The 16261-nt window shown below is 42.5% G+C and carries 10 protein-coding genes and 1 tRNA gene; 3 read left to right on the forward strand and 8 right to left on the reverse strand.

All coding sequences use genetic code 11. The features are described from left to right. Window positions 1-212: 212 nt before the first annotated feature. Entirely contained in the window at window positions 213-7259 is a 7047-nt protein-coding gene (locus ACRD67_RS19995) for an Ig-like domain-containing protein (protein ID WP_430969064.1), read from the reverse strand. 325 nt (window positions 7260-7584) lie between these two features. Between ACRD67_RS19995 and ACRD67_RS20000 the strand changes: the two genes are divergently transcribed. Together ACRD67_RS20000 and ACRD67_RS20005 are read left to right on the forward strand one after the other, a co-directional pair. Beyond that, entirely contained in the window at window positions 7585-7968 is a 384-nt protein-coding gene (locus ACRD67_RS20000) for a cupin domain-containing protein (protein WP_430969065.1), read from the forward strand. Window positions 7969-8201: 233 nt separating this feature from the next. Continuing rightward, a tRNA-Arg gene (locus ACRD67_RS20005) sits at window positions 8202-8275 on the forward strand. Between the two features lie 572 nt (window positions 8276-8847). Here the strand turns inward: ACRD67_RS20005 and ACRD67_RS20010 are convergent. The 7 genes from ACRD67_RS20010 to ACRD67_RS20040 form a co-directional block, all read right to left on the reverse strand. Then, window positions 8848-9387: a GyrI-like domain-containing protein gene (locus ACRD67_RS20010; protein ID WP_430969066.1), complete on the reverse strand. Its 540-nt coding sequence runs from the start codon at window positions 9385-9387 to the stop codon at window positions 8848-8850. 16 nt (window positions 9388-9403) lie between these two features. Next, complete coding sequence (locus ACRD67_RS20015) at window positions 9404-9958, reverse strand: hypothetical protein (RefSeq protein ID WP_430969067.1); 555 nt, start codon at window positions 9956-9958, stop codon at window positions 9404-9406. Between the two features lie 243 nt (window positions 9959-10201). Then, window positions 10202-11101: an alpha/beta fold hydrolase gene (locus ACRD67_RS20020; RefSeq protein WP_430969068.1), complete on the reverse strand. Its 900-nt coding sequence runs from the start codon at window positions 11099-11101 to the stop codon at window positions 10202-10204. 251 nt (window positions 11102-11352) lie between these two features. After that, entirely contained in the window at window positions 11353-12027 is a 675-nt protein-coding gene (locus ACRD67_RS20025) for a DUF4332 domain-containing protein (protein ID WP_430969069.1), read from the reverse strand. A gap of 251 nt (window positions 12028-12278) precedes the next feature. Then, a complete protein-coding gene (locus tag ACRD67_RS20030; RefSeq protein ID WP_430969070.1) occupies window positions 12279-12671 on the reverse strand; it encodes a RidA family protein in 393 nt (130 codons plus the stop codon). A 91-nt stretch (window positions 12672-12762) separates the two neighbouring features. Continuing rightward, the gene (locus tag ACRD67_RS20035) at window positions 12763-13449 is read right to left on the reverse strand and encodes a DUF4386 domain-containing protein (protein ID WP_430969071.1); all 687 of its coding nucleotides are present in this window, start codon (window positions 13447-13449) and stop codon (window positions 12763-12765) included. A gap of 112 nt (window positions 13450-13561) precedes the next feature. Next, entirely contained in the window at window positions 13562-15397 is a 1836-nt protein-coding gene (locus tag ACRD67_RS20040; RefSeq protein WP_430969072.1) for a phytoene desaturase family protein, read from the reverse strand. A 558-nt stretch (window positions 15398-15955) separates the two neighbouring features. Between ACRD67_RS20040 and ACRD67_RS20045 the strand changes: the two genes are divergently transcribed. Further along, window positions 15956-16261: a helix-turn-helix domain-containing protein gene (locus ACRD67_RS20045; RefSeq protein WP_430969073.1), complete on the forward strand. Its 306-nt coding sequence runs from the start codon at window positions 15956-15958 to the stop codon at window positions 16259-16261.

A 16261-nucleotide genomic window follows, 5' to 3' on the forward strand; every position in this document is an offset into this window, starting at 1 on the left:
CCAATGTAATAAGTGGCACTATATGCTCATAAGCGGTGTTCCATTTGTTCTATTTGATCAAGGGGATTGCCTGATTATTGCAAAAAAACTGAGGTTTTACGGTTGTCAAGGGCAAAAGGTAGAATTTCCGACCTCGTGGGCGAAAGGTAGAAAAAAAGGCGGCAAGTTTTACTTGCCGCCTTTCGCCTTACTCAAATTAAAATTAGTCCAAACTACTTTTTGACTACTTTTACTTGTGAAATGACTTTCCCGTTACTATCGGTCAGCCTTAAGACGTAGATGCCTTGGGAAAGATCGGTAACATCCATAAATCCGTTCCCTTGATCGTTGAGGTTAAAGTCGAACGATGGGTATACCACCTGACCTGACAAATTGTACAAGGTGGCGGTAAGTACCTGCGGTTCGGCCCCTTCCAGTGTAAAGTTTGCAATTCCATCCACAGGGTTTGGATGTACTCTTCCAGAACGATTGGCAAGCTCCAAATTCTCAGGAATTACCTCAAAATTGATCGTTACGGATGCTGCTTTAACACCGCCCCCATTTTTGGACGTATAGGCAGAAGCCGTCACCGTGTTTATACCCGTTTCGAAATTCGTTGCATTGAAATTTCCTGAAGAATCTCCGGACAAGGCATAGGGAGCTGTATTTTCGATTTGGAAAGGGGAGCTACCGTTAAAATCGAAAACGACACTGTTTATACCTTCAAGAATTGTTTCGGCAACAATGCCTAAGCCCGTTCCCGGATAGTTATTTAGGTCTATTACGTCACCATCGGCAAGGTTTCCGATAACCTGGTTGGTCGTGGTATTGACCAGGGAGAAGGAAATCAATTCCTCCCCACCTTCGTTGACCACTTCAAAGTTCACAGTAATGCCCAAACCGGACTCTCCAGAGCCTCCCCTACCGCTAAACGGAGTAGCCGTAACGGTGTTGGGTCCAACGGGGAATACCATTCCTTTAAAATTACCGGAGCTGTCACCAGCCAGGGCAAAGGGAGCGACGTTTTCCGTGCGGAATCCTTCGGTCCCGTTATAATCGAATATGACGCTGCCTACCGGCAGTTCACCTACGTTGGCTACGACATTAAATTTGTTCGTTCCAAAATCCGCTAAATTTATGATATCACCATCGTTGAGAGGTCCTATTGGTTGGTTCGTATCAGGATTGATTAAGGTTAGACTAACCACTTCAGGTCCCCTGAGCACTTCCAGGGTCACTGGAATATTGGTCACAGGGTTTACTGGATCATTGCTGCTAACGGAAACATTCCCAACATAGGTAGCATCGGCTTCCAGTTGGTCCGTTTCAAACTCAATAGGTACTTCCACCGATTCACCCGGCTCCAAGGTACCGCTAATGGGCGGCGTAAAGGTAACGGCCAGTTCATCGGTCAAATATTCATTGTTAAAGATGACCTGTAGGCCGGATAGGCCTTCTGGCCCTTCAATACCAACGGTACTTGATGTTCTAAGCGTAGAATTCACATTCTTGTACTGCATTTTAAAAGAACCATCGGGGAACAGGATTACCTGGAAGGTAACCGGATCCGGGATGGGCAGAAAGGGTGGGAATCCAAAGCCAGGTACATTTTCGTACTGCACGATGAAGTAATCTGCCGTGCCCTGATAAAATACCCCTGTTCCATCCTGAGGTTCAATATCGGACCACATGGGCGCAATAAAGAAATTGGGATTGGCTACATTCGGTATGGGCAGATTGGTAAAGTTATTACCTACCAATGGTGCAAAGGTGAGGAATCCGTTTGCGGCGATGGTCACCGTATTTTGAACTTCCCCGTAGAAGCTGAACCCAAAGGGTAGCGCAACTGTTTCGTCGCCATCGGCCCCTACATTGGCCTGCTGTCCGGTGGCACTAATATCCATGAACTCGTAGGCAGGACCTCCACTGTTGTTGTCTTTCCAGGTGTACCCAAAGGTACCTGGGCCTCCACTTGCGTTGACAAAAGTGGGACCTACCCGGTTATCGGCGGCCTGTTTGCTCCTGATCCTTTCATAGCTCCCGTTTTCGTACTGCTGTGCCAATAGGGTCGCAGTTCCTTCAAGTACAAGGGACGGTGGTGCAACGGCATAATTTAGCGCAGAGCCTCCAGTGTTCTGAAGGGTCACGATCTCCGTAGCAGACTGTCCCCTAGTGAGGGTAAGGTCTATGGACTCCGGTGATACTTCTATCACTGGAGGGTCAACACCTACACCTGTCAAGGGAATCTCCAAGGATGCATTGCCAACCCCGTCGTTGCTGGTAATCGTAATCGCATCCGCTATGGCGCCAACGGTAGAGGGCGCAAAGGCTACAAAAGCCTCTGTTGATTCCCCGGGTTCCAAGGTCACCGGTGTTTCAAAATCTACGGTAAAGTCGGCATTCCCATTAGAGATACCACTGATTTCCAAAGCTTTTGTTCCTATGTTGGTCAAGGAGAAAGAAGCTTCACTGCTAAGACCTACAAAAATAGGTTCAAAATCAAGAGCATCCGGCGTAGCTTGTATTTCTGGTGTTCCGATTACGGTCAACTCGAACAGCGCTGTGCTGGTGCTCTTGTCGGGAGCGTTACTTGAAACCGTAAGTTCATCAAAGAAGGTACCATCATTTAAATTGGTGGCATCCAAGGTGACCGATAAGGTTCGGGAACCTCCAGCCGCAACAACACCCGATACTGGGTCTATACTGCTAATGAACGGCGTTAGCGCCACTGCAGGTTTTATAAAGCGCAGCGCCAGTCCTTCCTTCACATATTCTGTATTAAAGGCAACCTGTGCCCCGTCACTTCCATCGGCGTTCTCAATACCTACGGTAGCGCTGTCCAAGAAGGAGGCCGAACTTACGTCGGCATAGTACACATCAATGGTCCCGTCATCGAACAGGATGATCTGGAAGGTGACCGTACCGGTTTCCGCTGAGGAGAATACCGGAGCATTGGTCCACTGCACCACAAAGGCGTCCAGGAAGCTTGCAACATGCACGGAACCACCGTTTTGCGGCTCCAAATCGGTCCAGAGACCGGCAATCACATTGTTCACCCCATCGTCTACAGGAATCTGCTCGTTGAAAAAGGTAAATGCGGTGGTAGGCGCCTGCATGGCCAAGAAACCATTGGCGTTAATGAAAACGGTCTCATAACTGGCCCCATAGTATTCAAATGGGAAGGCCAAGGGGCCACTGGCCGTACCATCAGCACCTAGGACGGCAGTAATATCGGTACCAATCGCAGTGATATCAAAGAAATTGTTTACAGGACCACCAGGCTCGTCACTGTCGATCCAAGAATACCCAAATCCGTTATCCGTACCCAGGCCGTATTCTACGACCGATCCTATACGGGTATCTTTAAGCGCTTTGGTGGGATTGTTAAAGCCTTCAAAGGATTTGATCTCCGTGTTGTTCAGTTTTACATTGGGATCCGCCAAGGCCGCAGCTACGGCGAGATTTGGAAAAGAGAAGGTGAGTGGCGAGTTGCCATCGTTACGGAGCGTAATTTCCGCTTCTACCGTAGTACCCGCATCGGTTGTGGCCGATACTTCCTGTGGGTCCAGAACGGCAACCGGAGGATCTGTCCCCACACCGTTAACAATGACCTCCACGGTCTCCGCATTGTCCGCATCACTGGTAATGGTAATGATACCGTTTATACTGCCCAGTGCAGAAGGGGTAAAGGTAACGCTAACTTCCAGCGACTTGCCGGCTTCCAGCACTCCAGAGGTAGGTTCTACCACAAAGTCGCCATTATCCGAAGCGATATCGGAAATGTTGAGCAGTGCCAAACCGTTATTGGTAATGGTAAAGGTGCGTTGGCTTTGGGCGCCAAGGAAGACGCTGTTAAAGAGCACCAATTCGTCCGAAACCGCGATTTCCGAAATTTGTCCGGAAACCTCAAAAGTTGTGGCTACCGCTGTGGTAGGTGTAACCGGATCGTTGCTGTTAACAAGAATATCGGCATTGAACGTCCCATTGGGCAAGGTAGCGCCGTCAAAAGTTACCTGAACATCCACGGATGATCCCGGGGCCACCGTTCCGGCAGCAGGTTCAAGGGTAATATAAGGTTCTTCACCGCTTAAGGCCCTGGTTAGGAACACAAAATCGGTCAAATTCGTATAGCTGGCACCTCCGTCACTACTGAAGTAGTAGGTATCTGCCCTTGCTGTTGCATTGTCATCCACCCCTTGTGGGAAGTCTATACCTTCCGGGAATTTGTGTACTACCCAGAAGGACTCGCCGGCACTAAAATCTTGTGGCGCATTGAGCTCTTCCTCCAAGAAAATCCCATCGGTGCTCAATAGCGTAATGGGCTGTGTTAGGAGCAGTTCTCCCTGATCCGGTGTGGCACCGCCTCGATACACCTCCAAGAGGATCACGGCTTCCGTAAGGGCTTCTGTGCGATAGGCGTTTCTGACCGCGTTAAGCGTAAAATCGGATTCGGCCTCAAAACGCACGGCCAGTGCTATTGCCGGTCCCTGGAGTCCCACAAAGTCGTCAGGGAAATTGATGCCCGTATCATAAAAGATGGAATCTGTAAATATCAGGGCATTTTCCAACTGTGTTTCGGCCCGGGCCGATTTAAAGCCACTCTTGGATAGTCCGGCCCGCTTTACGGTACCTGCGGTCGCCTTGCCCACACCGTATTTTGTCATGTCTAGCGCTGCGACCATCTGAGCCGTATTGTCGTCCGAAGGCGGTGTGAACGTCCTTGGGCTTTGTGAGGCCGTAAAGTCCAACGGACTCTGCCCACTATTGGTGATGGTAATGGTTTCCGTTTTGGTAGGCGGAATATCGACCAACACGTCTACCGTGGCACTCAGCGTATTGGGAGCCACCTCAATGGTCGGTGGGGACAATACGGTAAGGCTTACCGGGATATCGATGGACGGACTGTTGGTATCGTCGCTTACGATATTGATGGTAGCGGAATAGTCGCCCGGTTCCAGGGTTCTGGCATCGAACTTTACGGATGCCACCGTTTCCCCTCCAAAAGGGACCACTCCCGCAGCGGGAGAAACCGATAGGAAAAAGGCATTGGGATCACCGTCGGTAATCTCAAAGTTATCGATATCCATGGTAGACCCCACTACCGCCATATCGGATAGGAGGGCAACACTTTCTATCAAAGGAGTAATACCCGTACCGGAATACACTAGGGAATCATCAAAGAAAATGGTCAGACCCAGGTCGTCCTTGTCAATGATGATGCGCAGATCAAAATAGCCTGCCGGGGTAGTAACGCTCAAGGGTACAAAGGAGCTGGACGCCCCATCAAGGACATCGATGCTGCCATCCCCGTTAAAACGAAGGCGGGTAACCACTAAACCTGCGGTAGGTGATTGCGGAATAATTTCCCAGCTTACGCCACTTCCCTGTACGTTAACACGGGCCGATAATACCATAAAAGGTTCGTTCCCTGCAACGACCACTGGTGAAAGTGCCAGGGGAGCGGCCGCTCTGTCGGGGCCCAAGCCATCGGAAATACCTCGAAGGTGTTGTGCTCCTTCAAAAGCGTTCGCATTGGAGATGGTCCAGTTGTTTTCGAATCGTCCAAACCATCCAAACTGATTTACAATGTCGCCCAGGGCAAAACCTTCAAAATCTTCCGCGTACAAACTGGTAACCACTTTGTTCATGGGGGCATTGGCACCCACCAGCGCTGCTAGGGGGTTGGCAGGACTACTTGCCGATAGGGTTCCGGATGTAAATCCACTGGCGGCAATGGCCGCTTTGGAAGCCGCTACTCGGCTTTGGAAGGTAAGCTGCGGGTTATCGTTTACAGTAATGCTAAAGTTAAGGTCATCGTCACCCGTATTTTCAATGCTAAGATCTCTGGTTTCCACTGTTAATTGTTGTATGGTCTCATCAAAGGATTCCGGTGTTACCACGATCATAGGGGCCTCGGTGCCATCCAGCACCCGGACGGTCACCGGAACGCTAACAGAGCCATCAAAACCATCAATGGTAAGCTCTATGGATTCTTCATAAATGCCCTTGACGATACCGGTGGTGTTCAGGGTGACTTCAACAATGATCACTTCCGCGGGTGCCAGGGTAAAGGACTCCGGTGAAAACGAACTGATAATATTGGCTCCCGGACTGGTACCTGTAGATACGGTAGCCGGTGCATCAGAAGTATTGGACACGGTAAGTTCCAGTACGCTGGTGGTGTTGATAAAAATTTCTTCATTAAAGGCTGCGGGAATGGCATTTATGGGTGGCTGTTCGGCCAATACCCATCCCATATCCCGAAAATGGCCTCGGGTAATGTCCCCGATATTAAAGTTGGATTCTGCGGTGCCCACCTGTGGACTCATGAGCGAGTTGGGATCCCCGGCCGGAAAGGCGGCTTCGTCCCAATGCGCAATACTAGATCCGCCCTGAAACGGGTTGGGAGCAAAAAGCTCCGGGAGTGTTCCACCCAGGGCAGCTACGGCAAAGGTACCGTTCACAAAAACATCGCCACTGGTAAAAAAATCGCCCAACTCTACGGATGGATTGGGAATGTCCAATACGGAATTTTCGGCGCTATCTACTATAAAGGTATCAAAGATGAAGGGATTTCCTCCATTATTGATGTTACCAACGCCGGTGTTGTTGTTTACGTTACCGCCATCCACAAAGCCCAATCCATGGCCGGCTTCGTGAAGGGCCACGGTGACAAAATCGAATTGGCCGGCAGGGGTGTTCCCATCGGTACCGAAATACCAGGGGATACCATTACCGATATTGACGACAAGATCAAATTCCAGATCGGGCGCAAGGTCCTCTCCCGCTAAGGAGTTGGCCAGGGCCACGGGATAAAAGACATCCGCTTGTGGTGCTCCCGTAAAATTACTGATCAGGGTGGTAGGCCCGGCAGAAGCCAGAACGCCTGCACCCAAATCCGCAAAATCCGCAAAAATGCGAATGGGTACGGAAGATACGATCTCTTGCGACCAAATATCGAGCGCAAACTGAAAGGCCTCCTCCACGGCTGCATTGCCTTGCGCGCCGGGGCCAAATGTAATCAACAGCTCCGCTGTAACGGCGCTTTTGCTTGTGGTCTGAAATTTCTTGGAGGCAAGTTGCATCATGGCCATACGCGAATTCTGGTCCTCGAATTTAGCAGGACAGACCACGGGTACGCCGGGCATTCTTTCCATCTGTTGGGCCTGCATGTTTTGCAGACCACCCAAGAAATAAATAAGGAATAGTGTAATTAAGTAGCAACAATTACGAAAACGTTTTCGCAAATCGTTACCACTCACCGAGTAATTTTGCTTCATCGTGAGGTGGTTTTTAATTAATTAGTCGCTGGAATTTAACTTTTATTTAGGAGATAACCAAACTTTTCTTTTACTTTAAACCACTCATTTTAAAGGGCTTTCCGATAAAATGCTGATTTTTAGGGACTACACCCTCTTGTAGGAAAAGAAAGGCTAAATAAAACCTTAGCAATCCTAAGGTTTTTGTCGATGTCAAAGCTTAAAATAACCATAATGACCCAAGGTTTTTCTTGCTTCCCGTGTCTGGTGGATTTGCTTGCGCCCAAACGCTATAAAAATGGCAAGGAACATTGGGGGAAACCGGAGTACTTTGTATCTTCATAGAATGAGAAAACTTGTAGTTTACCTTGTATTCACCTTGGCAACGGCGCTACAGGCACAGGAAGATCGGGATCCTGCGTCGGCCATTTTTGAAATGGACTCGCTAGTGGCCCAAAGTTTGGAAAAACAACAAAAGTGGCACCCCTTTTTTAAGGGAGAAAAACTCTTGGGAGGCATTTATATGCTGAGGGTAGGGGAGGAGGACCGGCAACAGCCGCACGAAACGGATGAGGTCTATTATGTGGTAAAGGGAAGGGCGCAGTTTAAGGCAGAGGGTGAACCGGTGTCCGTAGCTGCTGGCAGTATTCTGTTTGTGAGGGCCAAGATCCCGCATCGGTTTTTTGATATAACGGAAGATTTGCAGGTGCTGGTGTTTTTTGACCAGTAGGCCGGTAGAGGCAAGGTTGACGGGTTCCTGAAGATTTTAGGTGCTATCCCGGGATTTTTTGTTTTTTGAATGTTGTCGATTTTTGAATGTTGTGTATATTTGCAGCCTCTTAGGGTGGCGTAGCTTCCTCCTCCGTTCCACTGCGGCGGACAGGCAGCTTCGCTTCGCAACAAGGTCGCGTAGCTTCCTCCTCCGTTCCGCTATGGCGGACAGGCAGCTTCGCTCCGCAACAAGGTCGCGTAGCTCAGCTGGATAGAGCATCTGCCTTCTAAGCAGACGGTCACAGGTTCGAATCCTGTCGCGATCACTTAACGCAGAACGTCCATTACGCCAGTAATGGATTTTTTGTTTTGTGGAAAGCTTGGAAAGCCAAGGGCGTTTCAAGCATGGAACAAAATAAAACCAGTGGCGTTAGCCATTGGACGTTCTATTTTCACCTGGGGCCGCAAAGGAAAACCGTCCTGCACACCGAAGCTTTGCGCAGGTGTGAGGTAATCCTGTCGAAAACCAATAGGTCCGTTCCAGCTTTTAGCGGAAACAACAAATAGCATTGCGCATGCAATGCAGGTTTGTTTTCTGAAATGTGCTTGGTTTTCGATTTTGTAGAGTACAAATGATAGTTAGTAGCATATAGGTAAATACCAATAAAACAAATACTTAAACTACTATTTATTGCTATAATATGTAATGTTTTATATTAATATGTACAGTAAATTAGGCAGACGGTCTGCACGGATTTCATTTTGTCATCCAAGGCATCCAAAGTTCAACTAAAGGTGGGATTGATTACAGCAAGCCTTGTACATATATGGTCTCAAAAAACGTTCGTTTTAAAGGACATTATTAATAAAATGGAAATAACTCAAGTTTGATTTTCTACTAGATCTCTTTACGATACACAATCTTTTTATTTGGCACATCATAGATTTCCATAATAGCACCTTTCTCATTATAACCTTTTTCTTTAACGAACTTGTCCATTGCAGGATACACTTTCATTACCCCTAAAATAACCGACATTCTACCTTTGAACGGAAATTCAGCTACGATATACGATTTTTCAGGATATGTTCTAATTTTAAACGCTCCCTGGATTTGAGACACTTTTGAATTATCCTTTTGTTCCACGATACAACCTATTTCAGAACGTAATTTGCTTTTTTCAACCTCTTTTGGGTTATCGTAATAAATACCAAATCCTTTGAAAGTTTCAATTTTGTATTCATTGAGTAAGGCATAATAGACTTCGTCCGATAGTTTTTTACTCTTGGCGTAATCTCCTATCATTTCCTTGAAGACTAAAGTCTCTCCTCCTTGGGTGTCAACCCTACAATTCACACTTGTGAAGCCCCTATAATACGTAAAAGCAACAATGATTAAAGCTAAAATTACTCCAATAATGATTAATGCGGTTTTCATGATTTACAGTTTATCATTAGAAATGCCAGCCAAGCTTTACAGATATTTCAGGGATTATTAGTTTTGTTTCAAATGTACTTTGGTCTACCATGACGTCTTTATCCCCACCTATTCTTAAATGCCCAGCTACCCACGGGTTCAAATAGAAATTCTTATAGAACTTCCAGACATATCCTCCACCAAGAGTGAATATTATATTATTGTATTCTGCAGTTTCCAATTTAGCATCGGTCTGTATCGTAGCGTCCCAATACTCTAGACCTGGACCTATCCACCAACCTTCAAAGTCAGGTTTAAAAAAGTAATCCACAATGGCCGCATAAACTTTCATTTCATTGTTGGTAAAACCATCTTCTAAAACAAAGTCAGGTGTTTCTATTTTTGTAATGACTGCTCTATATCTCAAATGATTGTGACCAACCCAGACCGAACCATAATATCCTTTGAAGATATAGGGTACTGCATCTAGTTCAAAACCTACGGTTGTATTTTTGGTTGATTGATTATCTGCTTGTCCGTAAGAGAAACTGAATAGTAACATGAAGCAGATAGATAAAAATGTTGCTTTCATGATATGGATATGATTTTGAAAGCAAATTACTATAGTGTATCAGTTTATGAAATGATTTTCGTCATATAAGCCACTGTAACCTAATGGTATACAATGTTTTTGTTTAGGATGCCGCTGTATGCCACTTGGAGGATGCATCTTACTCTCTAACTCGAGTAAAAAAGTAAATAATAATTAGCTTTAAAGAACTGGATTAAGTTTTTTCATAGGCTACGTTGTTGTATGTTGGTGTGTTGATAAACGTTATTGCTCTTTTAAAAAATCAAGAACCTTTCTATTGACCAACTCTGCCCGGGAATGCGTTATATCGTGGCTGGCATCAGGTATAATTATTGTTTTTATTTGAGGTGCAATAGTATTAAGGCGCTTCACAACTTTATCAGCAGGGTACATAACTTCTTTTTCCCCAATAAGGTACATTATAGCAACTTTAAGATTTTGTAAATCATGATCACTTAAAAGCGTTGGATTGATAAACTTTCTCAATTTAAAACATTTACCGGACAATACGATATCCTCGGTCATTTGGTCTGCAATAGCTCGACCTACTTCTCCTTGTTTTACTAAACATTTTCTTTCCCAATACACTAGTTTTTTCACAAAGAAATGAAATGGAAAAAAATGTACGAATATTGCAGGTATCAAGTAACTTGTTCTGGGTTGTAATACTGTTGTAGATGGAGAGATAAGTATGGTTTTATTAAGTCTTTCTGGATGAGTCAAAGTATAAATACCTGTTATCCATCCGCCGTAGGAAAATCCCAGTAGATTAATATTGTTTTTCAGATTCAATACATCAAACACTTCATTTAACCAGTAAACAAAATCTCTGGGCTTTTTCAAAGGTCGAGAATATATACTTCGCCCATTATCATAGATATTGTCTAATGCATATGTTTGATAGTGTTCTGAAAAAGCCTTTATCTGGGGCATCCAAGACAATGAATTTTCAGTATCCCCGGGTAAAAGAATTAAAGGTGGTTTATCTTCTGGACCACTTATTCTAACAAAGGTTTTTCCATAAGAGGTTTCAATATATTTATTCTTTGAAGGAACAGGCCAAAGTTTAGCATGTTCATCATTGAAAGCAAGATATTTTTCTTTTGCTTTTTCTGACTTAAAAGGGTGATAAGATTCATTCATTTTAATATCCTTCTGTGATGAGTTAATATAATGCCCCCCCCCGCCTTTAAAGCAGAAAATCTTTCAACTCATGTTTTATTTTAGGTTATACTTGTCGCTTGCATACAACGGCATATACTATGAGTAATATTGTGGTTTAGTACCTAACAGTAAGTACACTCAAACCAAAAATCTCTAAGGCATTAAGAAATAAGAAAGAACAAGCAATTAGTTATGGGCATTGTTCTGCATTCGTATTTTCTGTAGATATTTTAATATTCAATTTCTAAATCTAAGCTTTTAGCAGACTGAATACATAATTTCATATCATTTGCTCCGATATGGGCATTGTATATTTTTCTCTCCTCATTAAGTTTTTTTATTACCTCGTACATCTCCATGTAATCAGCATTTGCAACTTTTTCAACAGTATCATATCCAGCCTCTAATAATACATAAGCAAATGTATGATTCACCCACCTTATCCTTGAGAGGTCAGTTAATTTGGTAAGTTGCATTATGTCCTTTTTACTTATTCCTGTTTTATTTGAAAGCTCATTTCTTTTTTCTTTGGTCAATACTTCTTCATACAGTTTCATTGTATTTTTTAATCCCAATTTTTCAAGTCCCAGTACAATGCCCTCATCAATACAAGAAAAATCTTTTATTCTATTAGGTTTCCGTAGATACCCATTTATTTCTACTCTTAGCACTTCTAAAAACCTTACCGATATGCCGAATTTTTTTGAAAGTTCTTTAAGCTTGTTTTTATCCCTTAAGGTTTTTTGCAATACCTCAAGATTTTGAATATTATGGCTTTTAATTATATCAAGATTGTTGCTGGTGTTCTCTTTCAAAATCATTCTACTTGGAATCAAGTTGGTAGATTTCAAAACCTCTTTGTATTTGTCGATGCTTATACTTTTTAAATCAATATGATATCCCATATTTTTCTGATTTCGTTTTTTGAAATGACTTGGTATTCGTTTGTGAGCACGTTTCCATATACGCATGATCTTTATAATAGTCTGTTTATTAATGTAAGGCCCAAGCTAGAAACTGTCGATCGCTGCTGGCAGTTTATGTATGGCACGTAATGGGAAATCCACAGGGGTCTTCCATTGTGGCCTAAGCGTAGTAAATTGCAATAAGTTCCGACTTGGAATTCACCCGCAATCAGATATTTGCCCTCTTAGTCTTATTCTGATTTATATACTTCCAATTCGATTTCTATTATAAATTCTGGTATTGCCAATTCTTTAACACCAATCCAGGTTCCTGTTGGAAATTGTTTGGTATAAATTTCACTTCGATAAGCTGATTTTTCAAGAAACAAGGGCATATTGGTCGTAAAAATGTTTTCCATGACCACATCATTAAAAGTGCAACCATAGTGTTCTAAAATCTTCTCCAAGTCCGAATAACAGTTTTTCATTTGCTTTTCCAAGTCACCAATTGCAGTTGGATTTCCCTCATCATCCATACTCACCGCGCCAGAAATTTTTATACAATTTCCAATTTTCACAGCATGTGAATATCCGTACGCTTTTTCTACTTCAGGTCGTAATAAGAAATATTCAGGTTTCTTCATAATTATAATTTTTGGTCAACTTTCTTTTTGTCGTGTAAAGCCCATTGGTGATTATAACAAAAGTAGCTCGCCGAAAGGCAGCTATGATCTGTTACACACTATTATCTGGTTGTTTTGGCGATTCATATGTTAAGCCTTTAACAATGAGCCATATGGCAAACACCATTTCTTGTATTCCTATTATAAAATCCAGGGCTTCAGCTACTTGAATGTCATAAAATTTCAATAGCACTATGGTCATTGTTACAAGTGCACCGAGAAAGCCCCAAACGGACAACCATCTAGGGACGAGTGCAAATCGGAATAATATGTAATTCAATATCAGGGCGGAAATAGTAAATACAATTCCGAGTCCTATGTCGAATGCCCATTCCGCTAAAATCAATAAGGATTGACCTATGAGTTTGAAGTTACCAGCATCCTGAACGTTACTGGATGAATATTCTTTGCTTATAGACAAAACAGTTAACAATATCGCAACATAAGCAGCGAATAGAATACCTTCCATGATTCGCATTCCAACATAACCCAGTGCCAACCTTTCACTATTCCTTTTAAGAATAGGGAATAACAGTATCGCGATAAATGCAACTGAAATAGCATCTATAAGCATGAGAAGCATAGCTGCTACAATTTGATTTGAATAATCAGAAAATGCTTTAAGAAAATTAGTTGCTTCAAGAGCGGGTTCTGTGAGCCAGATGCTCAGTGAAGAAGTAATAGTAGCTGTTATAAATAATATTCCGACAATTTTGGCTATATGCTTATTTGAATACATAAAATATATTATTAATTACAGATAACTGTAAGAACATCAAGCGTTGCCACCAAATGGGAACAGTGATTCCATATACATTGTTGCACTACCGCACTTTTCTACTTTTTTAGACCTAAACCATAGGTCCATATACAATGGCCTTATCATTAATTTCTAAAAGCCTACAACTTTTAGAAAAGCCGCTGTCATCCAGTTCAACTTGAAACCTCAAGATATCGTCCTCTCCATTAGAAACGATAGGAAGCCATCGATAGGGCAAGTCCAGCTCGGTCACTTTCGGGTTTACAAGGTGGAGAATAACATGCTCTCCGTTTTGGTTTTGAAAACCAGCTGGTTTTACAAAACTCATTTCCAGCGTTTTGTCGTCTATTGTTTTGCGTTCCCTGAGCTCAACAACTCTGTCATCAACATACTTTTCATTATCACATTCTGACCAAATTTTGTCTTTATTCATCTGTAGTGCGGCCAAAAAGCCCCCTTGGATGGAACCTTCAAAACCACCACCTGGAAATGCCCATGCCGATGCGAAATACAAATTGGAAATCAAGAAATTATTTCTAAATCGTTTCGATCCTGTTTGTCCTTTAATCTGCGCATAACCGTAAACCGATCCGGTAGGATTCGAGGTGTAGCGTTGAATGGTTTTGGAAGTAGACACTTCGTAGTATTCGATACTATTTCGAATTCCGGGAAACTGCTTTTCCAATCGCTGCAATAAAACTTGAGCTACTTCTTCTTTTTTTGTCTTGTAGTCTTCTTCATTTAAGTTTTCCCAATCTTCAATATAATCCACAACACAGATTACACCTTCAGATTTATCAGGTGGCGCCAATTCGGCATCTACCTTGCCATAGTCTACAAAAATGAATCCGCGTTTAGACCAATCACCATGGTGATTATTTTTTATATCCTTTAAGGCAGTTACACCATCTCCTTGAAAAACATTTGAGTAGTATTTTACACCAAACTTTTCTACATCTGTCCTAAACCCGAGATACATACATAATAGTGAACACGAATTGGTTTTTGAACTGATTTTTTGATAAAGATTTGTGGAGTTGGGCTCATCCAGCATAGCTGGTACTAAAGGAATGGCGCAGTTGGCTACAACATTATCACATAAAATGGTGGTAGGTTCTGAATTCTCATTAAAACTATCACGGAAAGTGACCCCAGTCGCTTTGCCATTATCGGTAATGATTTTCTCTGCTCTTTTACCTAAAAGAACACTGCCGCCATTTTTTTCGATATAGGAAGCCAGATAATTAGAAAGTTGTTGTGAACCACCTTTTATAAAGTGACCGCCATTTTCTATAAAGCCTGAAAATGGAGTAGCAAAGTAAAACATTGATAGGGTATACGGGTCGTCGCCCCAATACACAATATGTGCTATGAGATCTAGTTTTGCATTTTCATTGGCAATGTACTTATCCAACCAAGATCCAACAGTATGTCTGGTTGCCTCTACGAGGTTGGGATAAAGTAAGGGCATCAAGGGATAAATCAATCTTTGTTTTAGTGGCGAACGGGGTAAATCGACTGCTTCCTTTCGTGTTCGTGCAATCAACTGCATAAAACGTTTGATGCCTTTTTCATCTTCAGGATATTTGTCTATTAATGCTTTAGTGGCTGCATCATATCCATGTGGTAGCACAAAATCTTCATTATCTGAAACTACTCCGTAGAATTCTGGCACTTTTTCAAATTGAACATGCTTATCTACTTCGAGCATTTCAAAAATTTGCGTAATCGAGCCATTTTCGGTTAGTCCGCTCATTTCGTGCAAGCCGACTTCTATAATGAAATCCCCTCGTTTAAATGTGGTTGCACAGCCCCCAGGTTTGTGGTGCTGTTCCAATAAAAGCACTTTCTTACCAAATTTTGATAGGGTGGCTCCGGCAGTCAATCCAGCCAATCCCCCTCCGATGATAATCGTATTATATTTCATAGTAGTTTATTTAGTACACAATCCGACTTTTAGGTAGGCAACCGGTTTGACGTTGTATAATATCAAATGGGAGAACTGGAAAGAATGGGATAAAGTTTTCCGTGATATGGGAATAACTAATCGAAAATACTATTGAAAAAGCTATGATAAAATGATGAAAATCAGTTTGGTGAGCACTTTTTGCCGATAACCTTTTGTCACCAACCATTAAATGATTCGTAGTTCTTGGAAAGTTCCATATAAGGAATGATTCATTTCCATGGCTGTATCAAAGGCACTTCAAGAAAGTACTTTCCCTAAAATGGAACCAATTAAGGTGTGACCAATAAGTACTGAGGCGGTTCCGGAATTTACTTGTTTTTAGATATTTCAAATAGATAATTCTTTATATTTGAATATGTTTTCAATGTAAATTATTGTATACACAATAACTAAATATGTACAATTATGTATACTTTTTTATACATTATATTATATTTATTATAAATTTGTAACAATGTAAATTATTATTTATATATTCAGGAAAATAAATATTTAATGTAAATAAATATATAAATTATGGACTGGTATTCAATGACTAACGCTAGAATAGAACTTGAAATAGGTTTAAGAATAAAGAACAACAGAATAAAAAGGAATCTAACCCAATTAGAGTTAGCTAATAAAGTTGGAATAAGTAGAGTAGCAATCAGTAAGATTGAAAGAGGAAAGGGAGTAACCTTATCTTCTTTAATTGGAATACTCAGAATGTTGGGCCTACTTCAGAATATAGAATACTTATTCCCAGAAGATGAAATAAGTCCCATTGAGGTAATTAAATTAAAAGGGAAAAAAAGGAAAAGAGCTTCAACTAAAAAAAAATGA

This window comes from Eudoraea algarum, assembly GCF_050589645.1.
Lineage (GTDB): Bacteria > Bacteroidota > Bacteroidia > Flavobacteriales > Flavobacteriaceae > JBNGOQ01.